At 60.8% G+C, this 14,371-nt stretch carries 15 protein-coding genes; 12 read left to right on the top strand and 3 right to left on the bottom strand.

Annotated elements, in window-relative coordinates:
* The first annotated feature begins 56 nt into the window (after positions 1 to 56).
* A complete protein-coding gene (locus tag A6V37_RS13360) occupies positions 57 to 434 on the top strand; it encodes a hypothetical protein (protein ID WP_064265763.1) in 378 nt (125 codons plus the stop codon).
* 268 nt (positions 435 to 702) lie between these two features.
* Here A6V37_RS13360 and A6V37_RS13355 read toward each other — a convergent pair whose 3' ends face one another.
* From A6V37_RS13355 to A6V37_RS13345, 3 genes are all read right to left on the bottom strand, one after another.
* Complete coding sequence (locus A6V37_RS13355; RefSeq protein ID WP_064265762.1) at positions 703 to 1,029, bottom strand: EthD family reductase; 327 nt, start codon at positions 1,027 to 1,029, stop codon at positions 703 to 705.
* Between the two features lie 89 nt (positions 1,030 to 1,118).
* Positions 1,119 to 2,075 carry an alpha/beta hydrolase family protein gene (locus tag A6V37_RS13350; protein ID WP_064265761.1) on the bottom strand — a complete coding sequence of 319 codons (957 nt, stop codon included), beginning with the start codon at positions 2,073 to 2,075 and terminating at the stop codon, positions 1,119 to 1,121.
* A 183-nt stretch (positions 2,076 to 2,258) separates the two neighbouring features.
* On the bottom strand, positions 2,259 to 2,960 hold the full coding sequence (locus A6V37_RS13345; protein ID WP_064265760.1) for a FadR/GntR family transcriptional regulator: 702 nt from the start codon (positions 2,958 to 2,960) through the stop codon (positions 2,259 to 2,261).
* 237 nt (positions 2,961 to 3,197) lie between these two features.
* On the opposite strand from A6V37_RS13345, the gene A6V37_RS13340 reads away from it, so the two are divergent.
* The 11 genes from A6V37_RS13340 to A6V37_RS13290 all read left to right on the top strand — a co-directional run bounded on the left by A6V37_RS13340 (position 3,198) and on the right by A6V37_RS13290 (position 14,281).
* Positions 3,198 to 4,748 (top strand): sugar ABC transporter ATP-binding protein, encoded by a 1,551-nt coding sequence (locus tag A6V37_RS13340; protein WP_064265759.1) that lies wholly within the window; start codon positions 3,198 to 3,200, stop codon positions 4,746 to 4,748.
* Complete coding sequence (locus A6V37_RS13335; RefSeq protein WP_064265758.1) at positions 4,741 to 5,772, top strand: ABC transporter permease; 1,032 nt, start codon at positions 4,741 to 4,743, stop codon at positions 5,770 to 5,772. Before A6V37_RS13340 ends, A6V37_RS13335 begins: the two co-directional genes overlap by 8 nt.
* A 37-nt stretch (positions 5,773 to 5,809) precedes the next feature.
* A complete protein-coding gene (locus A6V37_RS13330; RefSeq protein WP_064265757.1) occupies positions 5,810 to 6,757 on the top strand; it encodes an ABC transporter substrate-binding protein in 948 nt (315 codons plus the stop codon).
* Between the two features lie 101 nt (positions 6,758 to 6,858).
* On the top strand, positions 6,859 to 7,875 hold the full coding sequence (locus tag A6V37_RS13325; protein ID WP_064265756.1) for an aldo/keto reductase: 1,017 nt from the start codon (positions 6,859 to 6,861) through the stop codon (positions 7,873 to 7,875).
* Positions 7,872 to 8,732 (top strand): amidohydrolase family protein, encoded by an 861-nt coding sequence (locus A6V37_RS13320; protein WP_064265755.1) that lies wholly within the window; start codon positions 7,872 to 7,874, stop codon positions 8,730 to 8,732. The genes A6V37_RS13325 and A6V37_RS13320 overlap by 4 nt, the downstream gene beginning before the upstream one ends.
* Positions 8,733 to 8,767: 35 nt before the next feature.
* On the top strand, positions 8,768 to 9,778 hold the full coding sequence (locus A6V37_RS13315; RefSeq protein ID WP_064265754.1) for a zinc-binding alcohol dehydrogenase family protein: 1,011 nt from the start codon (positions 8,768 to 8,770) through the stop codon (positions 9,776 to 9,778).
* A gap of 32 nt (positions 9,779 to 9,810) precedes the next feature.
* The gene (locus A6V37_RS13310) at positions 9,811 to 10,953 is read left to right on the top strand and encodes a mannitol dehydrogenase family protein (RefSeq protein WP_064265753.1); all 1,143 of its coding nucleotides are present in this window, start codon (positions 9,811 to 9,813) and stop codon (positions 10,951 to 10,953) included.
* Between the two features lie 14 nt (positions 10,954 to 10,967).
* Complete coding sequence (locus A6V37_RS13305) at positions 10,968 to 12,497, top strand: UxaA family hydrolase (RefSeq protein ID WP_064265752.1); 1,530 nt, start codon at positions 10,968 to 10,970, stop codon at positions 12,495 to 12,497.
* Between the two features lie 72 nt (positions 12,498 to 12,569).
* Positions 12,570 to 12,809, top strand: a complete 240-nt coding sequence (locus A6V37_RS13300; protein WP_064265751.1) for a hypothetical protein — start codon at positions 12,570 to 12,572, stop codon at positions 12,807 to 12,809.
* A 145-nt stretch (positions 12,810 to 12,954) separates the two neighbouring features.
* Positions 12,955 to 13,293, top strand: coding sequence for an L-rhamnose mutarotase (locus A6V37_RS13295; RefSeq protein WP_064265750.1), 339 nt, complete (start codon positions 12,955 to 12,957; stop codon positions 13,291 to 13,293).
* Positions 13,294 to 13,318: 25 nt separating this feature from the next.
* Positions 13,319 to 14,281, top strand: a complete 963-nt coding sequence (locus A6V37_RS13290) for a mannuronate-specific alginate lyase (RefSeq protein WP_064265749.1) — start codon at positions 13,319 to 13,321, stop codon at positions 14,279 to 14,281.
* Positions 14,282 to 14,371: the final 90 nt, after the last annotated feature.

Genomic DNA, 14,371 nt, shown 5'->3' with positions numbered 1-14,371 from the left:
GCAGCGACCCACGTATTCGCGATGATTCGACTTCTAATAATTTCTAGGAAATGGCCATGTTTACGAGACACCTACTTCTTGCATCCGCGGCTGCGCTCTTCGCGCTGGCTGCGCCCATGGCGCACGCTGCGCGAGCCGTGGTTATCAACCCGGCCGGTGGCTGCGGTCTGGCTGACGGCAACGGAAACCTGGTCTTCACGACCGATTCCAAGGCCGTTGTCACGCAGAACAACAACAGCAATACGATGTTCCAATGCCAGGCGGATGTGCCACCTTCCGCATCGGGCTCGGCAGCGCGACTTGACTTTGCATCAACGGGAATCTTTTGCGGCGTCTACACTTCGCATGGTTTAGACATTACCGAGCAATGGCATGAAACTATTTCGGCCAGCGGGAAAGCCATGCTGATCTGTCTTGTCACAGGAAAGCCATAAGACTTGCACAAGCCATCCAACCCAGATGCCCCGGGGATTGAAGGTGAAGGCCCCGGAGCCTGGCCGTGAGGCACCTTCCGCGACGCTTATTCAACGCCCTAAAGCGGACATACGATTACTCACCACAGCTCCCTCGTGTATCAAGGGAAGAACTTCTATGACGTCGACTACGTAGGTCGGTGAAGTGGTGGAGGGCATGCATAAGCACCGCCTTGTCGCTGGGGTACGCCATACGCGGATGCGGTGCCTGGCGATATCCGAACCTTGGTCAGACGTCCGAACGCTCCACTACCACCTCACTGATTTGCAGCACGGGTTGTATATCCGTGTAATTGGCTATGTCGGCCCTGATCTCCTGCGCGTGCGGGCCGCGGGCCGCCAGGAAAGCTTCGAGAGAAGTGCAGACGAAGTCGCACTTGGCCACGTAAACAGGGTCCGTGGCCGGAGCACCGCCTGCGATGCCCTTGTCCACCGTGTAGTACAGACATGCGGCGCCGAGCAGCTGTTTCATCATTGGCATATGCCTCTCGCGGTAGTAAGTATGATCGAATCGCGCGCCTGCGGCGTACGGGTACATGACACTGACTTTGATCATCGGGTTCTCCTGTTGCTGCACGGTAGTCGAGGCGCCGCTTCCCGATCCGACTCATCTGGCACGCGCGGTCTGGCGGACCACGCTGGGATCTACCTAAGATTCGCTTGAAAAAACGTAAGCGCCATTTCGTCAAACTGCGTGTGAAAGACGATGCGATCGAAGCCGTTCGCATCGACGCAGAGCGCCGGCTCATTGTTCTTCATTGCTGCAGGACATGGAGCAAGAAAGGCAAAATGCGCCGCGTTGGAAACAATGTGATATTCAGGCCTGTGAGGAAGGGTCCTGGCGAGTGCGTCAGCGTTGTGCGGCAGCACGCCGGCGCCCCCGAACTGGGAAGCCCAAAGCTGGACCGGCGCTTGCACGTTCTTCAGGCTCTCCGCGGTTGGGAATGCATTGAACGGGTCCGCCAGCACAAAGGCTTTGATCCGCGCATCATGAGTCAGGTGATCGGTGGGTACCTCTCCACTTCGGACCTGTTTGCAAATCGGGGCTCTCGGGTCCGGGCACGTAATATCGGCGTGCGGGAAATCCGGGTTGCCGCCGGCCAACACCAGGCCCGTGTAGCCGCCGCGCGAAAAGCCAAAAAAGCCTATCCGTTGAGGGTCGATTCTGGCCGCGTCGGGGGCGGCGCTCAACATGTAATCGATAAGGCGCTTGATGTCGGTCGGTCGCTCGACGAACACAGACATATCGTCGGCGCGAGTCATGTCAGAGAATGTATCGCCTGGATGATTGATTGCCGCCACGACAAAGCCCGCGTCGGCAAGCGCCTCGGCAAGGTCTCGGTGGCCAAGGTACGATCCGCCATAGCCGTGTGAAATGACAACGAGGGGAAGCTTTTCGCCAGCGGTCGGACAGTCGCGCCGCCCCTTCAGGACATATGGCCCGATCGGCACCTCCTGGGCGGGCTCTGCACACGGTGTCCACACCATCGCCTTTAACGCCGGACCGCCGGCATCGGCCGGAATCTGTGCGAACTTTATTCCCGCGGCGTGTGCGATTGCCGCAGACAAGCACAACAGAACGGCCGAGATGAACGTTTTCATGTGGGTTTGAGAGGCAAGTTGTTTGCTTTCAATACGCTGATTGGCGGTATCACGGCGAAACTGCTCAAAAGCTGAATTCGATCAGGTTCTGACTTTATCCTCTTGCACCACGGGCGGGATTTCGGATGATGCGGTCGCTCAGATGTTCGACTTCCCGTACAGCCGATGACGACAACACGTTCGTCAATCCGTGTGTTGCTTCAACGCGCCGCTTATCCATCGCTCTTCGGAAGCTCTTAAATGCGCGCGCATCGCTGTTTGCGCGGCGATCGGGTCGCCGGCCTGCAGCGCCTTTAGTACGTCCTCGTGTTCCCGTACCGCTGCGGTCCAGGTTTGCGCGCTTTCCGTGTAGCCACGCATGGCCGCCGCGATGGGATCGTGGCGACTATCGAACAGTTCTCCAACATAGCGGCTGAGCACCGAGTTACCGGCGGTTTCCGCAATCAGCATGTGGAATTGCCGGTCCGCTTCAACGGGTGATTTGCCCGCTGCCGCCAGCCTGCGCATGCGTTCGATCATGCGGCGCAGACGATCCCCCGTGGCCGCCGTCATGCGCGCCGTAGCAAGCACGACCACGCTGCCTTCTATAGCAGCACGCGCCTGCATGAGCTCCGACGGACTGTCGCCAAGCGCGCCGATCGCGCTCACGTCGTCTGCGCTTGCATCGCGCACATAAACGCCCGACCCCATCCGGATCTCTATCTGGCCGCCGATCTCCAGCGCGATGAGTGCCTCGCGCAGCGAGGGACGTGACACGCCCAGCTTTAAGGCCAGTTCACGCTCAGGCGGTAGCCGCTCCCCAGCCGGATATTCCTCCTGCCGAATCAGCGCGAGGATCTGGGCGGCAACAGATTGGTAAAGCCGCTTTGGTTCTGTCGATTTCATATTGCAGGTCGTTGCCAATCATGGGCGGCATCAAGAGCCGTTTGCCAACTCTAGCATAACCACGGGAAGGCCCGATCAACGGCCGATCTATGCCCGTTCCGAGGTTCGGTTGTCTTGGTAAGATCAATTTGTAAATTACATATTGGCTTGACCAATTGTGGAAATTTCTGTTTAATTCAAACAAATTGGACTGACCAGCGCGCAGCGCCAGATCGGCCGTTCCTCCCAGGAGACGCAATGACAATGCTTCACAGTCCGTCCAGCCTTGCTGTAGAGCGCCACGAGTTCGCAGACCGGGAAATCCTGCGCCTCGCGGGCATCGGCAAGCGCTTTCCGGGCGTCATCGCCCTCGACGGCATTCACCTCGATCTGCGGCGCGGGGAGGTCCACGCCGTCTGCGGTGAAAATGGGGCAGGTAAGTCCACACTGATGAAGATCATCAGCGGTCAGTACTCGCCCGACGAAGGCACCATTCGTTATCGTGGCGAGCCGGTGCGGTTTCATTCGACGTCCGAGGCACAGGCGGCCGGGATCGCGATCATTCATCAGGAGCTCAACCTCGTACCGCACCTGACGGTGGCGGAAAACCTGTACCTCGCGCGTGAGCCCAAACGCGGGCCGTTTGTCGACTCACGCAGGCTCAACGCCGACGCAGCACGTTGTCTCGCACGGGTTGGCCTGGACGTGGCCCCGACGACGCCGGTCGGAGCACTGTCCATCGCGCAGCAGCAAATGGTCGAAATCGCGAAGGCGCTGTCGCTTGACGCCGACGTTCTGATCATGGACGAACCGACGTCCTCGCTCACCGAATCGGAAACGGTCCAGCTCTTTCGCATCATCAAGGAGTTGCGAGCGGCAGGCGTGGCGATCCTTTACATCTCGCACCGCCTCGACGAAATGGCTCAAATCGTCGACCGAGTGACAGTGCTGCGAGATGGCCGCCATATTTCCACCGACGACTTTGCCGCGCTGAGCGTGAACGACATCGTCGCCCGCATGGTGGGACGCCCGCTCGAAGACGCCTATCCGCCGCGGCAATCGCGGCCCACCGGCACCGTACTGCTGAGCGCGCGCGACCTCAGTCGGGCAGGCGTGTTCGGTCCGGTTTCATTCGAGCTTCGCAAAGGCGAGATCCTCGGCTTCGCCGGCCTCATGGGTGCAGGCCGTACGGAAGTCGCCCGCGCGATCTTCGGTGCCGACCGGCTCGACAGCGGCACGATATCGCTTCACGGCCAGCCGGTGACGATACGCTCGCCGCGCGAAGCCATCCGTCACGGCATCGCGTACCTGTCGGAAGACCGCAAGCAGGACGGTCTCGCGCTTGCTATGCCTGTCGCCGCGAACATCACGCTTGCGAACGTGCGGGGCGTCTCGTCGCGCGCCGGTTTCCTTCGTTTTAGCGAAGAGGCTGCGGTTGCGCGGCGCTACGTGCAGGAACTGGCTATCCGCACACCATCGGTCGACCAGATCGTACGGAACCTGTCCGGCGGCAACCAGCAGAAGGTCGTGATCAGCAAGTGGCTCTACCGCGGATCGAAGATCCTGTTCTTCGACGAGCCCACGCGCGGTATCGACGTGGGAGCCAAGTTCGCCATTTACGGGCTGATGGACAGGCTCGCGGCAGACGGCGTCGGTGTCGTGCTGATCAGTTCGGAGTTGCCGGAGCTGCTTGGGATGACGGATCGAATTGCCGTATTTCACGAGGGCCGGATGACGGCGATTCTCGAAACGAAACAGACCAGTCAGGAGGAAATCATGCACTTTGCTTCGGGGCGCACACATGCTTGAAATGACATCGGATCGGACCCATGCCGTGGAACGGACGGCGCGTCAGCGGCGGCGCGAGCTCATCCAGAAGTTCGCGGCATTGGGCAGCCTGGTAGCACTTGTGATTGCGTTCTCGATCACGAGCACGGCTTTCTTCTCGGTCGGCAACATGATGACCGTCAGCTTGCAAGTGACCTCCATCGCGTATCTTGGCGTCGCCGCCACCTGCGTGATCATCACGGGCGGCATCGACCTTTCCGTGGGCTCGGTGCTCGCGCTTGCGGGGGTGTCGGCGGCTCTGCTGGTCAAAGCCGGCATACCGGTGCCGGTTGCCATGCTCGGTGGAATCTCGGTGGGCGGCCTGTGCGGTTTCGTCAACGGCATCTGCGTGACGCGCATGGGCTTGCCGCCATTCATCGCGACGCTCGGCATGATGCTGGTCGCACGAGGCCTTGCGCTGGAGATCACCGGGGCACGTCCTGTCTCCGACCTCGGCGATGCGTTTGGCGCGCTTGGCAACGGCGCGCTGTTTCGCCTCTCCCGTATCGGTTCTGATGGTTTTCCGGACACGACCTTTCCCGGTATTCCATACCCCGTCGTCATCATGATCGTGCTGTTCATCGCGGGTTCAGTGCTGCTCTCGAAGACTTCGCTCGGCCGTCACATCCACGCTGTCGGCTCGAATGCGGAGGCAGCACGACTTTCCGGCGTCAACGTTCAGGGCGTGAAGCTTTTCACTTACGTGCTCTCGGGTGTGCTGGCCGGTGTGACGGGATGTGTGCTGATGTCCCGGCTCGTGACCGGCCAGCCCAACGAAGGCGTCATGTACGAACTCGATGCGATCGCGAGCGCGGTGATCGGCGGCACGTCCTTGATGGGCGGCGTGGGCGCGATCTCGGGCACGGCGATCGGCGCGTTCGTGATCGGCGTTCTTCGCAACGGTCTGAACATGAATGGGGTATCCAGTTTCATTCAGCAGATCATTATCGGTGTCGTCATTCTGGGCACCGTCTGGATCGACCAGTTGCGAAGCCGGAAATTGTGACCACAAGAAGTTTAACCACGCGACATAGGAGCGAGACATGAAGAAGTTCCCATTACTGGCGGTATCGGCACTGCTTTGCACGATGTTCACGACGGGGGCGTATGCGGCAGGCGGCGAGATCGCAGTGATCGTCAAGACGGTCAATTCGAATTACTGGCAAAACGTGCAGAAAGGCGCGAATGGCGCGCTCGGCGAGGCGAAGGGCTATACGATGACTTTCCAGGGACCGGCTGCTGAATCGGCCGTCGCCGACGAAGTCAATATGGTCGAGAACGCGGTGAACCGGCACGTCGCGGGCATCGTGCTCGCGCCGTCCGATCCTGATGCCCTCGTGCCGGCCATCAAGAAAGCGTGGGAGGCGCACATTCCGGTCGTGCTGATCGACTCGGCACTTTCGGATGCAGGCAAGCAGTACTACCAGTCGTTCCTGTCCACCGACAACGAGAAAGCCGGGGAACTGTGCGCGAAGGCGCTGATCGATCGCGTCGGTCAGACGGGCAAGATCGCCGTCATGTCCTACGTGCCTGGCGCTGGGTCGGAAATCGGGCGTGTTGGCGGCTTCCGCAAGTACATCGCTGCCCACTCGAAGCTGCAAATTGTCGGGCCGTACTATTCGCAGTCGCAGATGGCTACCGCGTTGAATCAGACGACCGACGTGCTTTCTGCCAATCCCGACCTGAAGGGTATTTTCGGCGCCAATGAACCCACCGCCGTGGGGATGGGCCGCGCACTCAAGCAGTCTGGGAAGGCAGGAAAACTGGTGGCCATAGGCTTCGACGGCAACCAGGACCTGCAGGACTTCGCGCGCGACGGCACGATCCAGGCGATCGCCGTTCAGGGGTCCTATCAGATGGGATACAAGGGTATTCAGACCGTGGTGAACGTCATCGAGCACAAACCGGTCGCGAAGCAGGTCGATACGGGCGTCGTCATGGTCGACAAGCAGAACCTCGATTCCCAGGAAGCAAAGAACGTCCTCTACTGACGAGTCCACGGACCTGCGGCGATGTTACGCCGGATCGATGCAGGTCCGTTTCACGGTTTCGTCCGGAAACCTATATTTCTTCGCGATTGCACCCCTGGTTTATGAACGCTCATGAAATGCGCGCCTTGCCTCGCAGCGGGCTGAAGTTGACTGCCCTCGGTCTGGGTTGTTCCCAGCTTGGCGGCCTCTACCGTCCCATGTCATCGGCCGACGCGAGGGCGCTTGTCGATGCGGCATGGTCCGCGGGCGTGCGCTACTTCGATACCGCCCCGTACTATGGCTACACGCTCTCCGAGCGGCGCGTGGGGCACGCACTCGCGCTGCGCGAGCGTGATGCATTCACTTTGAGTTCTAAAGTGGGCCGCCTGATGCGGCCCGACGCGAGCGTGCGACCCGGCGATGATGGCTGGGCCGAACCGCTTCCTTTCCGGCCAGTTTTCGACTACAGCTACAGTGGCGTCATGCGCTCGTACGAGGATAGCCAGCAGCGGCTCGGGACGTCGCGGATCGATATTCTCTATGTGCACGACATCGGCGCCATGACACATGGCGATCGCCACCCTCACTTCTGGGATCAACTGGTTGCGGGCGGCGGATTGCGCGCGTTGGCTGAACTGCGCCAGAGTGGTGAGGTGCGCGCGATCGGCCTTGGCGTCAACGAGTGGGAAATCGCGGTCGATGCGATGAATGAGGCGCCGCTTGACGCGATCCTGCTCGCGGGTCGCTACACGTTACTGGAACAGACAGCGCTGCAACCCCTGCTCGATCACTGCGCGCGCGTGGGGACGGCTATCGTCGCAGGTGGCGTGTTCAATTCAGGTGTGCTTGCGGGCAATGGCAAGTTCAATTACGCGGACGCGCCTGCCGAAGTCGTCAAGAAGGTCCAGAGGTTGTCCGCGCTGTGCGAGCGCTTTGACGTTCCCCTTCCGGCGGCTGCGTTGCAATTTCCGTTCGCACATCCTGCCGTCGTTTCATGCGTGGTGGGCGCACGCAGTGTCGCCCAATTGCAGCAGAACATCGCGTGGCTCGAGCAGCACGTGCCAGCCGACTTCTGGGCCGCGCTCAGCAACGAAGGGCTGATTGCGGCAAATGCGCCGGTACCCGAGGGGGGCGCGTGACGCCACGTATCGATGCTCACCAGCACTATTGGCGAATCAGCGAGCGTGCGGGCCACTGGCCTCCCCGCGAACTGAGCCCGATTTACCGTGATTTCGGCCCCGGCGATCTGGCACCGGAACTCGAAGCGGGCCGCATCGACGGCACCGTACTTGTGCAGTCACTACCCACCGCCGAAGACACGCGCTATTTGCTCGACCTCGCCGATGAAACCGGGACCGTGCTCGCCGTTGTCGGCTGGGTCGATCTGAAGGCCGCGGATGCCGCGGCCAGGATCGCGGCATTCGCTGCGCATCCGAAGGCTCGCGCTCTACGGCCGATGCTTCAGGATCTGGCCGACGATACGTGGATCGATGACCCGGCTCTCGACGGCGCGATTGCGGCGATGACTGAGCACGATCTTCGCTTCGACGCGTTGGTCATGCCACGTCATCTCGACTCGCTGTACGCGTTTGCACGACGTTACCCCGATTTGCCGATCGTCATTGATCATGCGGCGAAACCCCACATCGCGACGGACGAAAGAGAGCCCTGGCATTCGGCCATGACGCGCCTCGCGCACCTGCCCAATGTGCATTGCAAGCTTTCCGGGCTATGGACCGAAGCAGGTTTCGCAGCCGACGTCGAAGCGGTTCGCGCGCGCCTTCATCCGTATGTCCGCATCCTCGCCGATCTATTTGGCCCGCAACGATTGATGTGGGGCAGCGACTGGCCCGTGCTGCGCCTCGCAGCAATCCGCGGTGATTATGGCGAGTGGCTGTCCGCGTGCGAAGACGACTGCGAGCGTCTTTTTGCCGCAGCGGCACTCCCCGACGTGTTTGGTGGCAATGCATGCCGTTTCTATCGCATCGGCGTATGACCCGCCGCACTTAACTTGATCAAAAGGAAACCACCATGCTTAGCGTGATTTGCGAATCCCCGGGCGTCTTGCGCGCGCAACAACGCGACATACCCGCGCGCGGAAACGGCGAAGTGCTGTTGCGAGTCAGTCGCGTCGGGATTTGCGGCACCGACCTTCACATTTTTACCGGCAATCAGCCCTATCTGGAATACCCGCGCGTGATGGGCCACGAGCTTTCCGCGGTGGTCGTAGAAACAGAACCCGACTCCGGGCTTGCCGTCGGCGATGGCGTCTACGTCATGCCATATTTGTCGTGCGGGCATTGCGTTGCGTGCCGCCAGGGTAAAACGAACTGTTGCGTCAGCATCAAGGTGCTGGGCGTGCATCGCGACGGCGCGCTCACCGAGTATCTCAGCGTGCCGGCCCAGTTCGTGCACAAGGCTGAAGGCGTGACACTCGATCAGGCCGCGATGCTCGAATTCCTCGCCATCGGGGCGCATGCGGTGCGACGCGCAGATGTCCTGGCGGGACAACGGGTGCTGGTGGTCGGAGCGGGTCCGATCGGGATGGCCGCGATGATCTTCGCGAAGCTGCGCGGCGCCACCGTGACCTGTCTCGACACGCGTGCCGACCGCCTCGCATTCTGCGAGTCGCAACTGGGTGTGCATGCAGCCGTCGCGGTCGGCACGGATGATACGGAGCAACTCGCGTCGCTGACAGACGGCGAGTTCTTCGATGCCGTCTTCGATGCGACGGGGAACATTGACGCGATGAACCGCGGCTTTGGCTTTGTCGCGCATGGCGGCAAATACACGCTCATCTCGATCGTTCCGGGCCAGGTGACGTTCTCCGATCCCGAGTTTCATAAGCGCGAAACCACGCTGCTCGCGAGCCGCAACGCCACGACCATCGACTTCGAAACCGTGCTCGAGGCGATGCGCGCGGGACACATTCCCGACCAGGCACTCAACACGCACCGCATGCAGCTTGCGGAAGTGCCGGATGCGTTTCCGCGTCTGCTCGAACCGGGGCAGACCGTCGTGAAGGCGCTGGTGGAGTGCTGACCGGTGGTGGCGGACCAATCAGGACGGACAGGATGAGCGAACCTATTCTTCAGTTTGGCACGAGCCGATTCCTGCTGGCTCACGTCGCGCTGTTCGTGTCTCAGGCACTCGAGCGTGGAGATGCGATCGGCGGCATCAGTGTGGTGCAGACGACCGCGAATCCATCCAGCCGCGCGCGTGTCGCTGCGCTCTCGCAAGCGGGCAGTTACCCCGTGAGAATTCGCGGCGTGGAAGGCGGCTCGGTCGTGGACAAAACGATCGAATGCCATGCCATACGCACGGCATGGACCGCCGATCAAGACTGGGCTGCAGTTCGACGCGCGACGATCGAAGACGTCCGCGTAATCGTGTCGAACACCGGTGACACAGGCTATCGGCTCGACGCGCGTGATTCGGCGGACCTACTGGCGAACACTGCGCAGGCGCCGCACAGTTATCCCGCCAAACTGCTGACGTTGCTTCATGCACGCTGGCGCGAGAGGCCCGGTGCCGGCGTGTCAATTCTTCCGTGCGAACTCGTTGCGAACAACGGCGACACGCTTCGAGACATCGTGCTCGGTCTGGCTCAACGATGGACGCTTCCTCAGAGTTTTGTCGGCTATTTGCAGGAGGACTGCGTCTGGGTGAACTCCCTCGTCGACCGGATCGTATCCGAGCCGATCGATCCGGTCGGCGCGGTAGCCGAACCCTATGCGCTGTGGGCAATTGAACGCCGCGACGGCATGCAACTTCCATGCGTACACGAGAACATCATTCTCACGGACGATTTACGCAGTTATGAGCGGTTGAAACTGTTCTTCCTCAATCTGGCCCATACCTGGCTGGCCGATCAGTGGCTCAACGAGCGCCGCGCCTCGTCCGAAACGGTTCTTGACGCAATGAACGATGTACGGCTGCGTGATGGAATCGAGGCAGTGTGGCAGGAAGAAGTCCTTGAGGTATTCGCCGCGATGGATTTACGTAGTCGCGCCGAGTGTTATATCGCGAGCGTGCGTGAGCGGTTTCTCAACCCGTATCTCAATCATCGAATCGCGGATATCGCGCAGAACCATGTCGAAAAGGTCAGGAGGCGGATATTGCCGCTGATCGAACTCGCGGATTCGCTCTCATTGCAAGCGGATCAGCCGCGTCTGCGGAGCACCCTGGCGAGGCACGGGCTGCTGCAGACCAAATAAGGGGCGCAGGCATCATGAAAGACCAGACTGTCGTGAAACTTGACGGCGAAGACAACGTAGCGGTGGCGCTCGTCGCATTGAGCGCGGATGGGTGGATCGACGCGCTCGGGCAGCCATTACGAATCCTGACTCCCATTCCTGCCGGTCACAAGCTCGCGACCCGGGATATCCCACGTGGAGCGCACATCGTCAAATATCGGCAGACGATCGGCGTTGCTTTGTGCGACATCGCGGCGGGAGAGCATGTCCACGTACATAACGTCGGGATGCCAGAACATTACCAGAGCGAGCGGTTGCTGAACGATGCGGCGTATCGCATCGTCGAAGCGGACCGCTCGGATACGTTCCTCGGGTTCGAGCGAGCGGACGGCCAGGTCGGAACACGCAATTACGTCGGTGTAATCGGCAGCGTCAATTGTTCGGCGAGTGTCTGCCACGCCATCGCGGATGCGTTCAAGGGCGACGCGATGGCGGCATACGGAAGGGTCGACGGCGTGGTTGCCATCACGCACCACAGTGGCTGCGGCCTGTCGGCCACGGGGGACGGCATCGCATTGTTGCGCCGCACGCTTGTTGGCTACGCGTGCAACCCGAACTTCGCAGGCGTGTTGCTCGTTGGACTCGGTTGCGAAGTCAACCAGGTGAACGATCTGGCCGAATTGCTGGGTCCGCTCAATCCAGGTCCGATCAAAACACTCGTCATACAGGAAGAGGGCGGTGTACGCGAGACGATCTCCCGCGGGGTCGTGATCGTCCGCGACCTGCTCGACGCGGCCGACCGCGCGAGCCGCACGGAAGTACCCGCAGCGCGATTGAAGCTGGGCTTGCAGTGCGGCGGTTCCGACGGATACTCCGGCATCACCGCTAACCCCGCGCTTGGTGCAGCCGTTGACCTGCTTGTACGCAACGGCGGAACCGCAATACTCTCCGAGACGCCGGAGATCTATGGTGCCGAACACCTGCTGACGGCGCGAGCCGCGTCGCGCGGTGTGGCCGATCGGCTGCTGGAGAAGCTACAGTGGTGGGAGCACTACGCAGGCGATGCGGGTGGAGAAATGAACAACAACCCGTCGCCGGGAAACAAGGCGGGAGGTATCACGACGATACTGGAAAAATCGCTGGGCGCGGTGTCGAAAGGAGGGAGCACCGCGCTCAAGGCCGTGTACGACTATGCGGACCCCGTATCCGAACGTGGCCTCGTGTTCATGGACACGCCGGGCTACGACCCAGTGTCCGCAACCGGACAAATTGCGGGAGGGGCGAATCTGATCTGCTTCACCACCGGGCGAGGTTCTGTCTTTGGTTCGAAGCCGGTTCCAACGATCAAGGTCGCGACAACCACGGGGCTTTTTGAACGGATGCGTTCGGACATGGACTTCAACTGCGGGGAGATCGTCGACGGCTCGCTCAGTATTGAAGAGGCGGGGGCGCGGCTGTTTCAGCTGATGCTGACCGTCGCCTCGGGCGGCAAGACTTGCAGCGAGGAAAACGGCATCGGCGAACGCGAGTTCGTGCCGTGGCTGCGAGGCGCGGCAGTCATGTGACGGTAAGCGCCTTGTGGTAAAGATGAGCGTCGCACTCAAGGAGTGACTATGAACTGTCGGGCACCATTGCCAATGGATACTGAAGCGTTTGAACTTGCAGTTGTCGACGCCGGGCAAGCTTTTCAGCTATCCGCGCTGCAGAGAGGCTTGCTGTGGGAGGCGCTATCCCTGTTGATCGATACGCGCGCCCGCGCACTGGAACTTGCCACCGAGGTCTGCCGCCGACGAGGCAACGCGGCTCCCGATGTTCACGACTTTCAACTTCCCGCAATCATCGCGCTGCAAAGGCAATTCAGCGGACAGCATGATTGATTTGATAATGCCAGACGACTCAGGAAGTTCGATGGCATGACGGTAGGCGGTTCGCCGGGCTCGCGTCAGGCGAAGTCTGAAAATGACACGCTTTGCCGCCGATCCGTTCGTTGTCGATTCGAATGCTTCGTGAAAGGAAACGGCTATGCGGTACTGTTTTGCCCTGGATTTGAGAGATGATCCGAGTCTGATTGCGCGTTACGAGGAGCTTCACCGCGAGGTCTGGCCGGATGTCGTCACGCACATACGCGAGCATGGAGTCTTGAGTATGGAGATCTACCGCTTGGGGACGCGATTATTCATGATCATGGAAACGGACGACGCCACTTTCGATGCTGACAGAATGGCCCATGCCGCAGAAACCAATACGGCGGTTCGACAGTGGGAGGAACTGATGTGGAAGTTCCAGGCTCCCACGCCCTGGACGCCAGCCGGACAGAAGTGGATACCGATGCAGCGGATATTCGACTTGCAGCAGTTCTAAGGGATAAATCAGCGCCGAGGCCACGATGCACCATGTATCCGTTCGAGTGTTGTTCATTGTCCTGCTTGCGGCAAGCGCGGCCTTCGGCTTCGAGCGTTCAGCTCACGCATGCGCGGTACCGGCCCCGGTGGAAACAATCGACCCGCCGGGTTACTACGATGACGCAACGGGTTATGCACGCGCTGTGAAGCCCATGCGCGACTTCGTTGCGCGACTGAACAGCTCGGCCGCCAAGGGTGACTGGTCATGTGCACTCGACCTGCTGGAAAGCTGGGCGAAAGCCGATGCGTTGATGGGGCATATTTCCGGTTATCAGGGCTACTACGAACGTTCGTGGGCGGGAACGGACTTCGCAATGGTCATTCTGCGCATGCCGCGCGAATTCCGCGAGACTAATCAGGCGCGATTCAACGCGGTCGATCCCTGGCTCGAGCGAATCGCGATCGCTACTCGCGATTCGGAAGCGATCAATCATCTGCACAACAATCTCGTATATTGGGCAGGGCTCGATCTGATCGCAATCGGTAGCGCGACCGGCAACGCGAGTCTCGTCGACTCGGGACTTCTGCGCGTCCGCGAGGGGATTCGCGATATCGGTCCCGACGGTGCGCTGGCGCGGGAAGTCAAGCGCGGCAACCGTGCGCTGCACTATCACACGTTCGCATTGATTCCGCTGGTTTTTGCGGCTGAACTGGTACGGCAACGCAATATTGACCTCTACCGCGAAAACGACCGCGCGATCGACCGTTTGGCGAATCTCGTGATCGAATCGGTCGAGGACCCCGCAAGCTTTGCGAAGATCACACCAGTCAAACAGGATCTGTTCCCATGGACCTTTCAGGACGAGTTGTGCTGGTTCGAGCCGTATTACGCGCGCGTCAGGGATCGCCGTTTAGCGGCGCTCATTGCGCCGCGCCGTCCGTTCAGCGAATGGCGGTTAGGTGGCAACGTCACGGCAGCATGGGGAGTACCGCTGCCGGATCGGTGAGCGCTTCTTCAGGCCGTTGGCCGTGCGCGTTGCCGTAGACCTGCACTGGGCGTCAACCATCGCGCAGAGCGCCTCGCGGCAACGTCGCCG

It is taken from the genome of Paraburkholderia ginsengiterrae (assembly GCF_001645125.1).
Classification (GTDB): Bacteria; Pseudomonadota; Gammaproteobacteria; order Burkholderiales; family Burkholderiaceae; genus Paraburkholderia; species Paraburkholderia ginsengiterrae.
The sequence above is the reverse complement of the archived record's forward strand: the minus strand, read 5'-3'. Positions and strand labels throughout refer to the sequence as shown.